Origin of the sequence: Amycolatopsis sp. NPDC051373 (assembly GCF_040689465.1) — a bacterium.
Lineage (GTDB): Bacteria > Actinomycetota > Actinomycetes > Mycobacteriales > Pseudonocardiaceae > Amycolatopsis.
Map to the genome: position 1 here is coordinate 126186 of NZ_JBFBAE010000005.1, position 15526 is coordinate 141711.

Annotated in this window: 16 protein-coding genes; 7 read left to right on the forward strand and 9 right to left on the reverse strand. The window is 69.7% G+C overall.

What is annotated here, in order from left to right; translation table 11 throughout:
• Positions 1-95 precede the first annotated feature (95 nt).
• Both AB0383_RS10995 and AB0383_RS11000 read left to right on the forward strand, forming a co-directional pair.
• Positions 96-2384, forward strand: coding sequence for a DUF2339 domain-containing protein (locus AB0383_RS10995; RefSeq protein WP_366186648.1), 2289 nt, complete (start codon positions 96-98; stop codon positions 2382-2384).
• Between the two features lie 60 nt (positions 2385-2444).
• Positions 2445-2846, forward strand: a complete 402-nt coding sequence (locus tag AB0383_RS11000; protein WP_366186650.1) for a pyridoxamine 5'-phosphate oxidase family protein — start codon at positions 2445-2447, stop codon at positions 2844-2846.
• A gap of 1 nt (position 2847) precedes the next feature.
• On the opposite strand, the gene AB0383_RS11005 is transcribed toward AB0383_RS11000, so the two are convergent.
• Entirely contained in the window at positions 2848-3417 is a 570-nt protein-coding gene (locus tag AB0383_RS11005) for a superoxide dismutase (RefSeq protein ID WP_366186652.1), read from the reverse strand.
• A gap of 330 nt (positions 3418-3747) precedes the next feature.
• On the opposite strand from AB0383_RS11005, the gene AB0383_RS11010 reads away from it, so the two are divergent.
• The gene (locus tag AB0383_RS11010) at positions 3748-4251 is read left to right on the forward strand and encodes a DUF6328 family protein (protein WP_364170733.1); all 504 of its coding nucleotides are present in this window, start codon (positions 3748-3750) and stop codon (positions 4249-4251) included.
• Between the two features lie 880 nt (positions 4252-5131).
• Here AB0383_RS11010 and AB0383_RS11015 read toward each other — a convergent pair.
• On the reverse strand, positions 5132-5629 hold the full coding sequence (locus AB0383_RS11015; protein WP_366186654.1) for an Lrp/AsnC family transcriptional regulator: 498 nt from the start codon (positions 5627-5629) through the stop codon (positions 5132-5134).
• A 335-nt stretch (positions 5630-5964) separates the two neighbouring features.
• Between AB0383_RS11015 and AB0383_RS11020 the strand changes: the two genes are divergently transcribed.
• Genes AB0383_RS11020 through AB0383_RS11030 form a run of 3 tightly spaced genes read left to right on the forward strand, consistent with a single transcriptional unit; the run spans position 5965 to position 8774 of the window.
• Positions 5965-7506, forward strand: coding sequence for an APC family permease (locus AB0383_RS11020; protein ID WP_366186656.1), 1542 nt, complete (start codon positions 5965-5967; stop codon positions 7504-7506).
• Positions 7507-7521: 15 nt separating this feature from the next.
• Positions 7522-8319: a thymidylate synthase gene (locus AB0383_RS11025; protein WP_364170129.1), complete on the forward strand. Its 798-nt coding sequence runs from the start codon at positions 7522-7524 to the stop codon at positions 8317-8319.
• Positions 8316-8774, forward strand: coding sequence for a dihydrofolate reductase (locus AB0383_RS11030; RefSeq protein ID WP_366186658.1), 459 nt, complete (start codon positions 8316-8318; stop codon positions 8772-8774). The genes AB0383_RS11025 and AB0383_RS11030 overlap by 4 nt, the downstream gene beginning before the upstream one ends.
• 19 nt (positions 8775-8793) lie before the next feature.
• Here AB0383_RS11030 and lysA read toward each other — a convergent pair whose 3' ends face one another.
• The gene (gene lysA, locus AB0383_RS11035) at positions 8794-10131 is read right to left on the reverse strand and encodes a diaminopimelate decarboxylase (protein ID WP_366186660.1); all 1338 of its coding nucleotides are present in this window, start codon (positions 10129-10131) and stop codon (positions 8794-8796) included.
• A gap of 208 nt (positions 10132-10339) precedes the next feature.
• Between lysA and AB0383_RS11040 the strand changes: the two genes are divergently transcribed.
• Positions 10340-11299: an RNA polymerase subunit sigma-70 gene (locus AB0383_RS11040; protein WP_366186662.1), complete on the forward strand. Its 960-nt coding sequence runs from the start codon at positions 10340-10342 to the stop codon at positions 11297-11299.
• A gap of 6 nt (positions 11300-11305) precedes the next feature.
• Here the strand turns inward: AB0383_RS11040 and AB0383_RS11045 are convergent, their stop codons facing one another.
• The 6 genes from AB0383_RS11045 to AB0383_RS11070 all read right to left on the reverse strand — a co-directional run bounded on the left by AB0383_RS11045 (position 11306) and on the right by AB0383_RS11070 (position 15312).
• Entirely contained in the window at positions 11306-11491 is a 186-nt protein-coding gene (locus tag AB0383_RS11045) for an RGCVC family protein (protein WP_366186664.1), read from the reverse strand.
• Positions 11488-12537: an acyl-CoA desaturase gene (locus AB0383_RS11050; RefSeq protein WP_366186666.1), complete on the reverse strand. Its 1050-nt coding sequence runs from the start codon at positions 12535-12537 to the stop codon at positions 11488-11490. The genes AB0383_RS11045 and AB0383_RS11050 overlap by 4 nt, the downstream gene beginning before the upstream one ends.
• A 177-nt stretch (positions 12538-12714) precedes the next feature.
• Positions 12715-13617, reverse strand: a complete 903-nt coding sequence (locus tag AB0383_RS11055; protein WP_366186668.1) for a dihydrodipicolinate synthase family protein — start codon at positions 13615-13617, stop codon at positions 12715-12717.
• 59 nt (positions 13618-13676) lie between these two features.
• Positions 13677-14279, reverse strand: a complete 603-nt coding sequence (locus AB0383_RS11060; protein WP_366186670.1) for a dihydrofolate reductase family protein — start codon at positions 14277-14279, stop codon at positions 13677-13679.
• On the reverse strand, positions 14276-14737 hold the full coding sequence (locus AB0383_RS11065) for a dihydrofolate reductase family protein (protein ID WP_366186672.1): 462 nt from the start codon (positions 14735-14737) through the stop codon (positions 14276-14278). Before AB0383_RS11065 ends, AB0383_RS11060 begins: the two co-directional genes overlap by 4 nt.
• 104 nt (positions 14738-14841) lie before the next feature.
• Positions 14842-15312, reverse strand: a complete 471-nt coding sequence (locus AB0383_RS11070) for a heme-degrading domain-containing protein (protein ID WP_366186674.1) — start codon at positions 15310-15312, stop codon at positions 14842-14844.
• Positions 15313-15526: the final 214 nt, after the last annotated feature.

Genomic DNA, 15526 nt, shown 5'->3' on the forward strand with positions numbered 1-15526 from the left:
CGAAGACTGGCCCGAGGTGATCGCAACCGTCCCGTGTCCGGGGTTGAGTAGTGCTACGGATCCGATCACCACCACCCATCCCCGACCCTGACCGCATGACCACGGACGCCGCCACGCTGCACCGCCTCGCCGACGCCCTCGACGACCTCGGCCGGCACATCGCCGCCGTCGGCACCGAACTCCGCTCCGCCGCGGCGCCCGGCACGTCGACCCCGGACCCGGCTCAGCAGGGTGGGGCGGTCAACCCGCTTGTCAAACCCGCTTCTCAGCCGCCAGCGCCGCCGGGCCGGCCGGTGACGCCCGCCGAGACGCAGCAGCCCGCTGCGGTCCAGGACCCGAGCCAGCCCGGGCAGGCGCAGCCTTCGCCGGCCGCTGCGCCGCCGCACGCCACCCCGCTGCCGGCCGCACAAGCGCAGCCCAGTCCGCAGCAGCCCGGCGGCGAGCAGTCGCAGGCTCAGACTGCCTCACCCCCGGGGTCGCTCCAGGCAGATCCGCAGCTGACTCACCAAGTCGGGCCGGACCAGTCGCCCCTGGTGGCTTCGCAGCCGATGCAGCAAGCCGGGCCGGACCAGTCGGCCCAGGTAGCTCCGCAGCCGACGCAGCAAGCCGGACCAGACCAGTCGCCCCAGGTAGCTCCGCAGCCGACGCAGCAAACCGGACCAGACCAGTCACCCAAGGCGGCTCCGCAGCCGACCTACCAAGCCGGACCACACCAGCCGTCCCAGGCGGACCCGCAGCCAACGCACCCCCAGGCCGGCTCTCAGCCGTACTCGCCGTACGGCCCCGGCTACCAGCCCTACCCCGGCCCTTACGCCTACCCGATGCCGCCCGCACCCCAGCCGTACGCGCAGCGGCCCTACCCCGACACCAACCCCTTCCCGCCCTACACCCCGTCGCCCACGCTGAGCGAGCGGCTCGGCAAGGAGGGCGCCGGGTCGCGGTTGCTCGCGTGGGTCGGTGGGGCCGTGACGTTGCTGGGTGTCGTGCTGCTGCTGGGGCTCGCGGTGCAGCGCGGGTGGCTGGGACCGTTGCCGCGGATACTCGTGGGGGCCGTGTTCGGTGCGGCGCTCGTCGGCGCGGGGGCGTGGCTGCATCGCAAGCCGGCCGCGCGCACCGGTGCGTTCGCCCTTGCCGCGACAGGGATCGCGACGCTCTACCTAGACGCGATAGCCGCCACCTCCCTGTACGAGTTCCTGCCCATCCCCGCGGGCCTCGCCGTCGGGCTCGTGACCGCGCTGGGCGGGCTGTTGCTCGCCGTCATGTGGGATTCCCCTCTGCTCGCCAGTTCCGTTGTTGTCGCTTGCGGCGTGTGCGCACCCGTGATCACCCAGGGCTTCACGCCGGAACTCGTGACCTTCTTGCTCATCATCCAGATCGCGACGGTGCCCGTCCAGTTGCGACGGTCGTGGTGGTCCCTTTCGCTCACTTCGGCAATTCCGCCCTTGACAGCGTCGCTGATCGGCACCGCGTTGCACACGCAGAACACCGGCGTCGCGGCGGCCGCCGGCTTCGTGAGCGCCGCGATTTCGATGATCATGTTGCGCCGCAAGGAAAATGATCCGACCCTGCTGGCCGTACTCGCCATCGCGCCGCTGCCCGTGTTGGCCGCCGCGGTGGTGCTTCCGAAGACACAGGCCGCGCTTTTGACGGGCGCGGTGGCGGTTGTCCTTGTCTCGACATGGCCGATCGTGCGTGGCCAAGCCGGCACCGTCGCGGGTGTCGCCGGTCTGGTTGCCGCTTTGCAAGCCACTGTCACGGAATTCGACGGGGGTGCGGTGTTGCTCGGCGAAGCGGTGGCGCTCGCGTTCGCCGCTCGCTACACGAAGAACCGTTTCGTGCTCGGGGGTTCGCTGGCTTTCGCGGTGATCGGCGGGCTTGTCGCGATCGTCGTGGACGTGACGCCGGCGCTGCTCGTCGTCCCGAGTCCGCACGCGACTGCGGATCTGCTCGGCGCACTCGCCGCGGCCGCGCTCATGCTGGGTGCCGCGATCGCGTTGACCTGGGCCGCTGTGCGTCTCGAAATCCTCAAGCCCAGTAAGCTTTTTCCGTGGCTTCCCGGCGGTCTCGCGGCCCTCTACGGCGCAGCCGGTCTGGTCCTGTGCGCGGCGCTCCTCGCGGTTCCCGGCCGGTCCGGTTTCCTGCTGGGCCACGCGTTGATCACCGTCTCCTGGACGGTCGCCGCCCTCGTCCTGCTTCTCCGCGGTATCGCTGTCGTCGCGCTTCGCGTGGTGGGTCTGGTGCTGGTCGCCGCCGCGGTCGCGAAGCTGGTGCTGTTCGACCTCGCGGCGCTCGACGGGCTCGCCCGAGTGGGTGCATTTCTCGGCGCCGGTCTGGTTCTTTTGCTTGCAGGGAGCCGATATGCGCGGATGGTCGCCTCGCGCTAGCGGAAACTGTCGGTGGGTTGTGGTTCTCTTGAACTCACCACTTCCGAGGGGAGATCGAAGATGCCGTACACAACCGACCCGAACCTGATCAAGCGCGCCGGCGAGCCCGTGGGCTGGCTGACCACCATCACGCCGAGGGGGCGCCCCGCACCGCGTCCGGTGTGGTTCGTCCTCGACGGCGACGACATCCTGGTGTTCAGCCAGCCCGACACCGCCAAGCTCCGCCACATCGCCGGCAGCCCGGAGGTGAGCTTTCACCTCAACAGCGACGAAAACGGCGGAAGCATCCTCGTCGTCAACGGCCGCGCTCACGTCGACGAGGGAAAACCCTCCGAAGCGCCGGGCTACCTCGACAAGTACGAGCCGTCCTACGTCGGCGTCGGATACGCCGACGCGGCCGCGTTCGACGCGTCGTTCTCGGTGTGCGTCCGTATCGTCCCGGAGCGCTCCTGGGGGTTCTAGGTCAGAAGCCGACGTCCAGGCAGGCCAGCCGGGCGCCCGCGGTGCCGGCGTGACCGGGGTCGGTGTGCGTGTGGGTTTCGTGGATCACCACGGAGTGCGCGCGTCGTGAGCCGAACTTCCAGTCCACAGTGGACTTGGCGTGGCCCGTGCCGAAGCGGTCGGTGGTGAAGTCGAGCCAGATCTCGTTGCGCGGGTTCGCGTAGGCGGGGTCGACCGATGGCTTCACCGGGTCCGGCGTGTGCTGGAAGTGCGGGCCGGCGTCGTCACCGGTGGGGCCGCATGCGTTCGCGTGGGCGTGGGCGCCGTACTGGTGGTTCGGCAGCAGGCCGGTGACCACGAGCACGGTGGTGGTGCCGGTGGCGCGTGCGGACGTGCCGAACACGTGGGCCTGCGCGCCGCCCGGGACGAGGTCGGTGCGGTAGGTCACGGCGGGGGCACCGGGGGCGTACCCGGTGAAGGTGCCGTGCGCGGAGGTGAAATGCACCGGGGTTGCCGCTTCGGCGGTGGCGCCGGAGAGGCCGGCCAAGCCGGCGACGAGAGCAGCGGAAAGGAGTGTGGAAGCGATTCGCATGGTCACTCTCTAGCCAGCGCGCGGACTGCGACGCCATGGGCGCCACCCGAACGTGTGAGCAGTTCCCCGTCGTGGGCAGCATCGGGTGAAACCTTCACGGGGCCGGTCGGCCAGGTTCGAGGGGAGGGCGGGGCCTGGCGGTCGGGCTTAGTGTTTTGGCACGAAGCCGAGCTTGGAGTCCATCCGATGACTGACGCCGACGAGCAGCGCCGAGCCAACCCGTCCACCGCAGACCCCGCAGGAGCCGAATTCCGCCGTGGGGTCGGCCTCGGTTCGACCACCGACGGTGCACCGCCGGTGGAGGCCGACGGGGTCATCGACAACCGCGACGTGGAGCACACCGGGGAGACGCGCAACCAGAAGCTGCAGCGCAACGTCGGCGAGCTGCTTCAGGAGCTGCGTGTCGCGCAGGCCGGGGTGCAGATCCTGTTCGGGTTCCTGCTGGCGGTGGTGTTCACGGACCGGTTCCAGGCGGCCAGCGGGCTCGAGAAGGTGCTGCACCTGGTCGCGGTGCTGCTGGCGGTCGCCGCCACGGCGCTGCTCACCGCGCCCGCGGCGTGGCACCGGCTGCTGTTCCGCACGGGCCGCCGCGACGAGATCCTGCGCGTCGGCAACCGCGTCGTGCTCGCCGGCTTCGGGTGCCTCGCCGGGGCGGTCACGCTGACGGTCGCCCTCATCGCGAAGGTCGTCTACGGCACCGCCGCTTTCATCGCCGCGGGCAGCTTCACGGTCCTGCTGTTCGGCTTGCTGTGGTTCGTCGTCCCCTTCCGCCTCCCCAAGGACGACCCGATCCCCGCCAACCCGCTGCGGCCAGAGCGCGACCGGCAGGGCTGACCGGCCGACGAGCCGTGCCCGCGGGCCGGCCGGACCGCTCGCCTGCTGTTGTGGCGCTCCGGTGTTGGCGGGGCGGGGCGGCGCGGCGAGACGTTGCGGGCGCCGGGCTCCGCGGGGACCGCCGGCACGGGGCGACAGCGGGACACCGGAACAACTCGCGAGAGTGGTCGCGTCGCGGCAGGACCGCTTGTGCCGCCTGCGGGCGCCGGGCTTGGGGGGACGGCTGGCACGGGGTTACAGCGGGATACCGGAACAACTCGCGAGAGTGGTCGCGTCGCGGCAGGACCGCTTGTGCCACTGCGGGTGCGGCGGGGCCACTGCCACTGCCACTGCCACGCTGCCACTGGCTGCTCGCGGTCACGATCTGGCGCGACCGAGCTGCTTGGGCCGCAGGCGAGCGCGACGGGACCGCCGCCCAGCCTGCTCGCGTCGCGAATCGGCGCGACCGGATCGTCGGCGCCGCAGCATGCACGCGCGATAGGTCCCGCCGCCGAGCCGGTACGAGGGGACCCTTCGCACCAGCTTGCGAGCGCAAGGGGACCGTTCGCACAACCTGCGAGCGCAAGGGGACCGTTCGCACAACCTGCGAGCTTGAGAGGGACCCATCGCACCAACGCGACAGCAACGCCATGCATCCCGGCCGCAGCGCGCCCATCGGGTCGGCGCGAACATCACAACGACTTTGCCGGAACCCTGCCCGGGAAGGCGGGGGCTGCGCGGTGATTGGGGAAGGGCTGGGGGATAAAGAGAAAAGGCACGCACCCAAACCAGAAGCAAGAGACCGGAGTAGGAAGCCCACCTCAAACACCCAGTCACAGCGGCGAAAAGCTCGGAACTGAGGCGGGGACCCGGCCTCATCCGAGAAACGCGGCGAAAAACCTCACACGGTCAGGTTGCCCCACGCGTAGTTCTGCTTGGCCAGCTTCAGGTACACGAACAGCTCCGTGGAGGTCACCCCGGGGATGGGGCGTACCTGGTCTCCCAGGACGGCCAGCAGGTGCTCGTCGTCACGGCAGAGAAGCGACGCCAGGAGATCGAAGCGGCCGGCGCAGAGGACCACCTGGTGGACGTCGGCGAGGTCCGACAGGCGGTTGGCGACCTCGCGCGGGTCGCCGCTTACGGTGACGCCGATCATGGCCTGGCGGGTCAAGTCGACGTTTTCAGGGGCCGTCACGGCGACGATCTGCATCATGTCGTCGCGCAGCAGGCGTTGGACTCGCTGGCGCACGGCGCCCTCGGAGAGTCCGACTGCTTTGGCCAATGCGGTGAACGAGGCACGGCCGTCGTTCTGGAGCAGGGCGATCAAGGTTCTGTCTGTGCCGTCCAACGCCTTCGGCGCGCGCAGCTCCTCGACCTTCGTACGGTTTCCGTCACCCATGCCGTCCCTCCCTGTGTTTCGGCATGTGATTCCTTAGGCGCGCAGCGTATCTGCCCTCGCGCCCGAACAGGAGTTTGTTTCGGGATTCACGCGATTCGCCGACCAGGCTGACGACGACGCCGAAATCAGTGGTCAAGGCGCCGTGGAGGTGAGGTTTTCGGTGTGCGGATGTGCGACGGCGCACACGGAGTGCCGGGCCCGAGCCCCTACCCGGTACCGTCTGGCGGCTGTGAATGGCCCAGAAGGGCCCCGAAAGAACGAAAAAGACCCGGAAGGCCTAACGAAGGCCTGGAGGGTCCGACCAAAATCCCACCCCCGCGTAAGGAGGACCGGTCATGCCCGAAGCCGTCGCGCTCGGCGCGCACCCCGCCCCGGCCGTGCCGGCCAAAGGGCTCCGGACAGGGGCTCTGGGCATGGTGTCGGCGACGGTGATCGGGATGTCGTCGACGGCCCCGGCGTACTCGATCGCCGCGACGCTCGGGTTCATCGTGCTCGCGGGCGCCGGCTTCAAGGCCGCCGCGTTCATCCTTCTGTCGTTCATCCCCGTGCTCTTCGTGGCCGTCGCGTTCCGCGAGCTCAACACCGCCGAACCCGACTGCGGCACCAACTTCACCTGGGCGACGCGCGCGTTCGGCAGCCGCGCGGGCTGGATGACGGGCTGGGTGGTCACCGTCGCGCAGCTGCTGGTCATGAGCAGCCAGTCGGCGCTCACCGGCCGCTACACGCTGCTCCTGCTGGGCGCGGACAGCCTCGCGGACAACCGCGCCGTGACCACCGCCATCGGCTGCGCGTGGCTGCTCGGGCTCTGCTACCTGTGCTACCGCGGCATCGAAGTGTCCGCGCGCGCCCAGTGGATCCTGCTGGGCATCGAGCTCGCCGTGCTCATCATCTTCTCCGCCGTCGCCCTCGTCCGCGTCTACGAGGGCAGCGCCGGTCCGCAGGCAAGCCACCCGCAGTGGAGCTGGCTGTGGCCCAACGGGGTCGGCCTCGGCACGGCCGTGTCGGCGGTGCTGCTGGCCGTGTTCATCTACTGGGGCTGGGAAAGCTCGCTGTCGGTCAACGAGGAGTCGGCCGACCCGCGCCGAGCGCCCGGACGCGCCGCCGTGCTCTCGACGGTGCTGCTCTTGCTCAACTACCTGCTCGTCACGGTCGCCGCGCTCGCGTTCGCCGGCGTCGGGGAGAGCGGCATCGGCCTGGGCAACGAGGCCAACTCCGAAGACGTGCTGGCCGGCCTCGGCGGCGCGGTGTTCGGCGACTCCGGGCTCGGTAAGGTGATGGGCCTGCTGCTCATCGTCTCCGTGCTCACCAGCGGCGCCGCCACCAGCCAGGCGACGATCATGCCCGCCGCGCGCACCACGCTGTCGATGGCGAGCCACGGTGCGCTGCCCAAGGTCTTCGGCCGCGTACACCCGAAGTACCGGACGCCGTCGGTCTCCACCTGGACGTTCGGCCTCGTCGCGCTCGTGCTCTACGTGCTGCTCGCGGTGTGGAGCGACAACGTGCTCTCGGACTCGGTCGACGCCGTCGGGCTGACCATCGCGATCGAGTACACGATGACGGCACTTGCGTGCGTCTGGGTGTTCCGCAAGACCCTTCTGACCAGCCTGCGCCACTTCGTCCTGCGCGGCGTGTTGCCGTTCGTCGGCGGGGTGTTCTTCCTGGCCGTGCTGGTGCTCGCGCTCATCGCATACGCGAAGCCGGACGCGGGGGAGACCACCGTGTTCGGCATCGGCGGCGTCGCGGTGATCGGGGTCGTGTCGATCCTGGTCGGGTTCCCGCTGATGTTCGCCGTGCACCGCGCGTGCCGCGAGTTCTTCGCCGGCCAGCGCCTGCCCCGCGGGTCGGTGGCGCGTGACGGCGAAGCCATCGAGGTCTGATTTAGGCTGGTGGGCATGCCGGACACACAGTACGAAGACCTGCTCCGCCACGTGCTCGACACGGGCGCCCGCAAGCAGGACCGCACCGGCACTGGCACGCGGTCGATCTTCGGGCACCAGCTGCGCTACCGGCTGGCCGACGGCTTCCCGCTGGTCACCACGAAGAAAGTCCACTTCCGCTCGATCGCCTACGAGCTGCTGTGGTTCCTGCGCGGCGACTCGAACGTCCGCTGGCTGCAGGACAACGGCGTCACGATCTGGGACGAGTGGGCCTCCCCCGAAGGCGACCTCGGTCCGGTCTACGGCGTCCAGTGGCGCTCGTGGCCGACCCCGGACGACGGGCACGTCGACCAGATCAGCGAAGTGCTCAAGACGCTGCGCGAGAACCCCGACTCGCGGCGCATGATCGTGTCCGCGTGGAACGTCGCCGACATCCCGCGCATGGCGCTGCCGCCGTGCCACGCGTTCTTCCAGTTCTACGTCGCCGACGGCGAGCTGTCCTGCCAGCTCTACCAGCGCAGCGCGGACCTGTTTCTCGGTGTGCCGTTCAACATCGCCAGCTACGCCCTGCTCACCCACATGATCGCCGAGCAGGTGGGCCTGCGCGTCGGCGACTTCGTGTGGACCGGCGGAGACTGCCACATCTACGACAACCACGTCGACCAGGTCCGCACGCAGCTCGCGCGCGACGCGCGGCCGTTCCCGACGCTGAGCCTGAAGCCGGCCGACAGCCTGTTCGACTACACCTACGAGCACATCTCGGTCGACGGTTACGACCCCCACCCCGGCATCAAGGCACCGGTGGCGGTGTGATCGGGGTCGAATGGGCGCAGTCGTCCAACGGCGTCATCGGCCGTGACGGCGCGTTGCCGTGGCACCTGCCGGAGGACCTGAAGCACTTCCGCACGTTGACCTCGGGCGCGACCGTGCTGATGGGCCGGCGCACGTGGGAGTCGCTGCCGCCGAGGTTCCGGCCGTTGCCCGGCCGGCGCAACCTCGTACTTTCGCGCACGCCGCAGGAAGGCGTCGAGACGTTCCCCGACCTGGCGCAGGCGTTCGCCGCGGTGTCCGGGGACGTGTGGGTGATGGGCGGCGAGGCGGTGTACCGGGCGGCGCTGCCGTTCGCGGACCGGATCGTGGTCACGGAGATCCAGGAGCACTTCGAGGGCGACACATACGCGCCCCAGGTCGGGCGGCCGCCGGACTCCGCCGGCGAGTGGCAGGAATCGTCGACGGGGCTGCACTACCGGTTGCTGACCTGGGGCTGAGGTCAGCAACCGGCTCGCTTCAGCAGCGCCGCAGCAGGTCCTCCTCGGTTTCGCGCGGCACGAGCAGCTTCGCGAAGCCGTCGCGCACGCCGATGAGCGGCGGGCGGCCGACGAGGTTGTAGTTCGAAGCCAGCGAGTGGTGGTACGCGCCGGTGCACGGCACGGCCAGCAGGTCGCCGGCGTGCACGTCGCCGGGCAGGCAGATGTCGTCGGCCAGCACGTCACCCGTCTCGCAGTGGCGGCCGACCACGGTCATCGGCGTGCGCGCGGCCTTCGTGTGCCGCCCGACGAGGCGCGCGGTGTAGCGGGCGCCGTACAGGGCGGGGCGCGCGTTGTCGCTCATGCCGCCGTCGACGGCGACGAACGTCCGGCTGCCGCGCTTCACCGCACACACCCGGTAAACCGTGATCCCGGCGGGGCCGACGATCGCGCGTCCGGGCTCGATCGTCAAGCGGGGCAAGGGAAAGTCGTGCGACGAGCATTCATAGGCCAGCGCGACCCGGAGCCGGCGCGCGTAGCCGTCGAGATCGAACGACGCCTCGCGATCGAGGTACGGCACGGCGTGGCCGCCGCCGAGGTCCAGCTCGCGCAGGGTGACGCCGTACTGGTCGCGCACGCGCACCAGCACCTCCACCATGCGCCGCGCGGCCTCCTCGTACCGGTCGACGCGCGCGACCTGCGAGCCGATGTGGCAGTGCAGCCCGACCAACCTGAGCCCGGGCTGCGCGAGCACGGCGGCGACGGCGCGGTCCACGTTGTCGCGGACATCCGGGCGCAGCGAGAAGCCGAACTTCTGCCCTTCGGTGCCGGTGGTGATCGCCGCGTGGGTGTCGCCGGAGACGCCGGGCGTCACGCGGATCATGACCTGCTGCGCGCCGTGGGCCAGCGCGCCGAGCTGCTCGATCTCGTCGAGCGAGTCGAGCACGATGCGGCGCACGCCGTACTCCAGCGCGGCCTTGAGGTCTTCCGGGGTTTTCGCGTTGCCGTGCAACAGGATCCGCTCGGAGGGGAAGCCGACGGACCGCGCGACGGCGAGCTCGCCCGCCGAACACGTGTCCAGCGAAAGGCCCTCCTCAGCCATCCAGCGCAGCACGGCGCGCGTACACAGCGCCTTGCTCGCGAAGGCCACTTCGGCCTCCGGCAGGGCACGGCGGTAGGCGCGTGCGGTCTCGCGGACCTGGGCCTCGTCGATGAGGTACGCCGGGGTCCCGAACCGGTTGGCCAGGTGGCTCACCGGAGCACCCGCGAAGATCAGCTCACCGCCTTCGCCGAGGCAGGTGCTGCGCGGCCAGAGCCCCGGCTCGAGATGGTCGGCGGCCTCATAACCGAGGCTGGGGAGGAGCTCGCTGAGTGTCACGGTGACCTCCGGGCGATGTGCGAATTCGGACACCGTCAGCACACTGCGGTGGTGTTCGATTCGCCCCAGCCGTGAACACCACCCTGACGCTCCGCCCGGCCGCGCTGACACCTTCTTGACGCGCGAGTAACTTCGGCCACATTCCGTTTGACCTGCGAAGAGTCGATTTCTCCCGCCGCGTCCCGTCTCATGGGACATGGTTGAAGAGATGACGGACTTCGCGACCGAAACCGAGACGCACCGCCACGAGCTTCGGGTGCACTGCTACCGGCTGCTGGGTTCCTTCGACGAGGCCGAGGACCTGGTGCAGGAGACGCTGCTGCGCGCGTGGCGCGGCCGCGGCACCTACGACGGCCACGCCGGCCTGCGCGCGTGGCTCTACCGCATCGCGACGAACGCGTGCCTGGATCACCTCGCCGCGCACCCGCGTGAGCTGCCGGTGCTGGACTTGCCGACGGCCGGCGGTTCCGATCTGGCGCCGCGGCCGGACGTCGCGGTGCCGTGGCTGCAGCCGGTGCCCGACGACGTGCTCGGCGAGGTGGTCGCGCGCGAGACGGTGGAGCTGGCTTTCCTCGCGGCGATCCAGCACCTGTCCCCACGCCGTCGGGCGGCGGTGGTGCTGCGTGACGTGCTCGGCTGGTCGGCCCGCGAGACGGCGGCGGCGCTCGAGACGACGCCGGCGTCGATCAACACCGCCGTGCTGCAGGGGCGGGCGTCACTGAAGGAACACCTGCCGCAGCGGCGGACAGAGTGGTCTTCCGAGGGCAGCGACGAGGAACTCGCTGTGGTGGCGCGGTATATGGCGGCGTTGGTGGATCACGACGAAGAGGCGTTCGCTTCGTTGTTGCGCGAAGACGTCCGCTGCAGTCACGCCCCGGGCGCCGGCGGGCACGTCGGCGCGGAGCCGACTTGGTACGCGGGCCGAGAGACGGTGCTCGAAGGCTGGGCGCCCGCGTTGCGCGGCCCGGACGCCGTGGCGTTCCATGTGCTGGCAACGCGGGCCAACGGCCTGCCGGCGCTCGCGACCTACGTCCGGCTCGACGGTGCGTTCCGGGCGTTCGGGCTCAACGTGTTGCGAATCGCGTGGGGGAATGTCGCTGAAGTGACAACATTCGCACCGGCGGTGTTCGAGCTGTTCGACTTCCCGCAAACGCTGCCACTCGACTGACGCTGGTCAGCGTCCTCGGTGCTCGGCTTTTTTCGCGGCGCCACACACGCAGCCGCGCTCGGAGTGGCCCGCCGCGGTCGCCGCGCAGTACCTGCGGGCGATCACGTCGTGCTCCTCGAGCGGGTGCGGGCAGCTGGGGCAGGACGTCTCGGGCCGGACCTCCGCCGGGGTCTCGTGTTCGGCGGAGGTCATGACGTGGCCGGCTCCGGCGCGCGCTCGCGCAGGGGAGCGCCGACGGAGTGAAGGTGTTCGAGCACGTAGCCGTAGGAGCGCGCCCAGCCGCACTGGGCGTAGGAAATCCCGTGGCGGGCGCAGAACTCGCGCACGATCACCTGCGCGTGCTTGAGGTTCCCGCGAGCCATGCTCGGGAAGAGGTGGTGCTCGATCTGGTAGTTGAGGCCGCCGAGGGCGAAGTCGACGACAACGCCGCCGCGGATGTTGCGCGACGTCAGCACCTGCTTGCGCAGGAAGTCGAGCTTGTGGCCCGTCACGAGCATTTCCATGCCCTTGTGGTTGGGAGCGAACGAACATCCCATGTACAACCCCCACAGGAACTGGTGTACGACGATGAACACCAGACCCGTCAGGGGTGACAACACGATGAACACCGCGGCCAGGTACGCCACCAGGTGCCCGATCAGCAACGCCGACTCGAGCTTGTGCCGGCGCATGTCACCGGCCCACACCGCGCGAATGCTCGACACGTGCAGGTTGAGGCCTTCGAGCAGCAGCAGCGGGAAGAACAAGAACGCCTGGTACTTCGCCACCCAGCGCAGGAAGCCGCGCTTCTCGTGGCTCTGTGCGCGCGAGAACGCGAGCGCGGCGATGTCGACGTCCGGGTCCTCGTCCTCGTGGTTCGGGTTGGCGTGGTGGCGGGCGTGCGTGGCGATCCACCAGCCGTAGCTGAGCCCGGTGAGTCCACCGTGGACGAGTCCGGTGGCGTCGTTGGCCTTGCGGCTGGAGAAGATCTGCTTGTGGCCGGCGTCGTGGCCGATGAAGGCCAGCTGCGCGAACATCATCGCGAAGAAGGCGGCGAGGAACAGCTGCCACCAGGAGTCGCCGAGGAACACGAACGCCACCCAGCCGCCCGCGAAGGCGGCGAGGTTGAGGCCGATGCGGATTCCGTAGGCGGTACGGCGGCGCTTGAGCAGGCCGGCCGCCTTGACGAGCCGCGAAAGTTCGGCGAAATCGCTTCCGGTGGCGGGTTCCGTGGCGTCGAAAGTGGGCGAAGTTGTCATCGCGACACCGCTCTGGTTCAGGCGAATCGCTTGTCCAGAGACGGATTCCGGCCACGACGGGTCCGGTCCCGGTCCGGGAGAAGGGCGCTGGGGCCTAGGCCGCGGTGGCACCGCAGCCTGACCACACCCTCTCATCCTCGGCTTGCAAAGGCAATTGCCCGCGGGTGTCGGGAAACCTCAAGAAAGTCCCCACGACGAGAGCAGACCGAAAACCTGCTCGCGCTCGGCGGCGGTCAGTCGGCGGCTCGGCGGCCGCACGTCGGGCCGGCAGAGGCCGAGTTGCGACAACGCGTCCTTGACCACGCTGACGTTGTTGGCGTTGCGTTCGGCCGCGCGCATCTGTTCGAACGGCCGGATCAGTTCCCACAACCGCATGGCACCGGCGAAATCGCCCTCGCGCAGCCGCGCGAACAGGTCGAGCGAGACGCGCGGCGCGACGTTCACCAGCCCTGATGTGAACCCCTGCGCGCCGACCGCGAAATAGCCCGGCGCCGAAAGCTCGGCCAGTCCCGCGATCCAGACGAACCGTTCGAGACCGGCGTCACGCGAAACTGTTGCAAAACGCACAGGATCTGACACCGCGTACTTAACACCGATCACATTCGGCGCCGCGTCGGCCAGGCGCGCAAGTTCTTCGCCGTCGATCTCGGGGTTGCGCACATACAGCACCACGCCGATCTCCGGCACGGCCGACGCGATCGCGCGGTGGTACTCGACCCAGCCCTCGCGTGAGACGTACGGGTGCACCGGCTGGTGGATCATCACCAGGTCGGCACCGGTGTCGCGCGCGTGCCGGGCCGCCTTCACGGCCGTGCGCACGTCGTGTCCGACGCCCGCCAGCACACTCGCCTCCCGCGCCGCCTTCACGGTGACCTCGAGGCACAGCCGCGTCTCGTGCTCGTCGAGCGCGTAGAACTCGCCGGTGTTGCCGTTGGGCGTGACCACCTCGACGCCGTTGGTCACCAGCCGCTCGACGAGCCGGCCGTATGTCTCCGTCTCGACCCCGCCGCTCCCGTTGAACGGCGTCACGGGGATCGCGACGACGCCCGCCAACCGCCGTTTCTGCACTTCGAACGCCACTGGTGTGTCCGATCTGATATATGATGTGACGACGCAGAGGGTAGCACTGGGGTGGTGGGTCAGGCGTCCTGATCTTCGGGTCGGGCGGTCCGGTAGACCTGCACGGAGACACCCTTGCCGGTCGTGCGATGTTCGACGAGCTCGAGTGCGCGGCGCGGTGTTCCCGGCGGGAACAGCCGTTGTCCTTTTCCCAACACCACGGGGAACACCCACACGCGGTGCTCGTCGACCAGGCCGGCGGCCATCAGCGTCTGGAGCAGATCGCTGCTGCCGTGCACCTGCAACTCCCGCCCGGGCTCGGCCTTGAGCTCGGTCACGGCCCGCACGACGTCGTCGCGCAGGAAGGCCGTGCCCTGCCACGATGAGCGCGTGAGCGTGCGCGAGGCAACGTACTTCGGCAGCGTATTCAGCGGTCCCGCCACCGGGTCGGAGCCGCCGACGGAGGGCCAGTAGCCCGCGAAGATCTCGTACGTGCGGCGCCCGAGAAGGAACGCGTCGGCGCGCGAGAACCAGTCGGCGGTGTACTCGGCCATCACCGCGTCGTAGTACGGCGTGACCCAGCCGCCGAGGTCGAAACCGCCGCGCGGGTCCTCGGTGGGCGTGCCCGGGCCCTGCACCACGCCGTCGAGGGAGACGAACGTGGTGGCGGTGAGCGTGGTCATGCCATCGACCCGAACGTCGGCGCGCCCGCGGCCGCGTACTCCTGGATGACGACGCCGGTGCTCGTCGCGCTCGTCGACAGCGGGCGCAGTGCGAGCGGGTGGGCGCCGGCGGGGAAGAGCGGGTGGCCTTCACCGAGGACGACGGGGAAGACGAGCAGGCGGTACTCGTCGACGAGGTCGTCGAGCTCGGCCACGAGGCTGCCGCTGGCATGGAGCTGCAGCTCGCCGTCGTAGCGGGCCTTCAACCGGCGGATCTCGGTGGCGAGGTCGCCGGTGACGACGTGCCTCGGCAGGTCACCGGTGCTCGGGCAGTAGTCGGCGATGTCCTTGACCTGCAGGAACGCCGACGCGCGGCGCTGCCAGCGGGCCAGTGCCGCGCCCATCTGCGCGTCGACGTGACCCGGTCCGCGCACCACGCCGTCCAGAGTCAGGAACGCCGTGACGATCAGCTTGCCCATCGGTCGTCTCCCTCGTTCGTCAGGTCTTGGTGAACCGTCGAACGAGGGATGCGCCGAATCGACAACTTCTTGTGCGCGGGCTACCAGTTTTTGTGCGGGGTTTTTCAGCCGACGAGGAACGCGGCCAGTTGCTCGACCACGAACGCGTGGTCATCGGCCTGCGGCAGGCCCGAGACGCCGACCGTGCCGACCGGCCCGACGTTCTTGACCAGCACCGGGAACACGCCGCCGTGGGCCGCGTACAGGTCGGGGTCGAGGCGCGAGTCGGCCTCGAAGCTGCTGCCCTTTGCACGGAACTGCGTGCCGACGAGGAACGAGCTGTGCCCGTAGCGGTCGACGACGCGGCTCTTGCGGTCGATCCAGGCGTCGTTGTCGGCCGATGTTCCCGGGAGCGCGGCGTGGAACAACCGCTGTCCGTTTCTGCGCACGGAGATCGTGACGGGCAGGGCGCGTTCGCGCGCCGCGGCGAGCAGGTGCTGGCCGAGCGCGAGGGCGGTCTCGTTGTCGAACCGGGGAAACACCAGCCGGCTCTCCTGCTCGAGGAGCTCCTGCATGAGCTCGGATTCGGTCGTCATGTCCGATATTAAATCAACACTGTTGTGTAATCGCCACCGTGTTCAGCCGCGGTTCACATTCGGCTGCTTGTCGTCCACCGTGACCTGGGGAAGGCTGCTTGCCGCGCGTGAGGTGGATCTCCGTCACGCACATTCCGGACGAGGAGGTACGGAATGGGTAGGCGGAAGGGCGGCTGAGCCGTCGCTCGGTGCTCGGCGGCGCGGCGGCGGCCGG

What these genes read in the sequence shown, in the direction of transcription:
- AB0383_RS10995 (WP_366186648.1), top strand. Translation starts at nt 96, where the DNA reads ATGACCACGGACGCCGCCACGCTGCACCGCCTCGCCGACGCCCTCGAC.
- AB0383_RS11000 (WP_366186650.1), top strand. Translation starts at nt 2,445, where the DNA reads ATGCCGTACACAACCGACCCGAACCTGATCAAGCGCGCCGGCGAGCCC.
- AB0383_RS11005 (WP_366186652.1), bottom strand. Translation starts at nt 3,417, where the DNA reads ATGCGAATCGCTTCCACACTCCTTTCCGCTGCTCTCGTCGCCGGCTTG.
- AB0383_RS11015 (WP_366186654.1), bottom strand. Translation starts at nt 5,629, where the DNA reads ATGGGTGACGGAAACCGTACGAAGGTCGAGGAGCTGCGCGCGCCGAAG.
- AB0383_RS11020 (WP_366186656.1), top strand. Translation starts at nt 5,965, where the DNA reads ATGCCCGAAGCCGTCGCGCTCGGCGCGCACCCCGCCCCGGCCGTGCCG.
- AB0383_RS11025 (WP_364170129.1), top strand. Translation starts at nt 7,522, where the DNA reads ATGCCGGACACACAGTACGAAGACCTGCTCCGCCACGTGCTCGACACG.
- AB0383_RS11040 (WP_366186662.1), top strand. Translation starts at nt 10,340, where the DNA reads ATGACGGACTTCGCGACCGAAACCGAGACGCACCGCCACGAGCTTCGG.
- AB0383_RS11045 (WP_366186664.1), bottom strand. Translation starts at nt 11,491, where the DNA reads ATGACCTCCGCCGAACACGAGACCCCGGCGGAGGTCCGGCCCGAGACG.
- AB0383_RS11050 (WP_366186666.1), bottom strand. Translation starts at nt 12,537, where the DNA reads ATGACAACTTCGCCCACTTTCGACGCCACGGAACCCGCCACCGGAAGC.
- AB0383_RS11060 (WP_366186670.1), bottom strand. Translation starts at nt 14,279, where the DNA reads ATGACCACGCTCACCGCCACCACGTTCGTCTCCCTCGACGGCGTGGTG.
- AB0383_RS11065 (WP_366186672.1), bottom strand. Translation starts at nt 14,737, where the DNA reads ATGGGCAAGCTGATCGTCACGGCGTTCCTGACTCTGGACGGCGTGGTG.
- AB0383_RS11070 (WP_366186674.1), bottom strand. Translation starts at nt 15,312, where the DNA reads ATGACGACCGAATCCGAGCTCATGCAGGAGCTCCTCGAGCAGGAGAGC.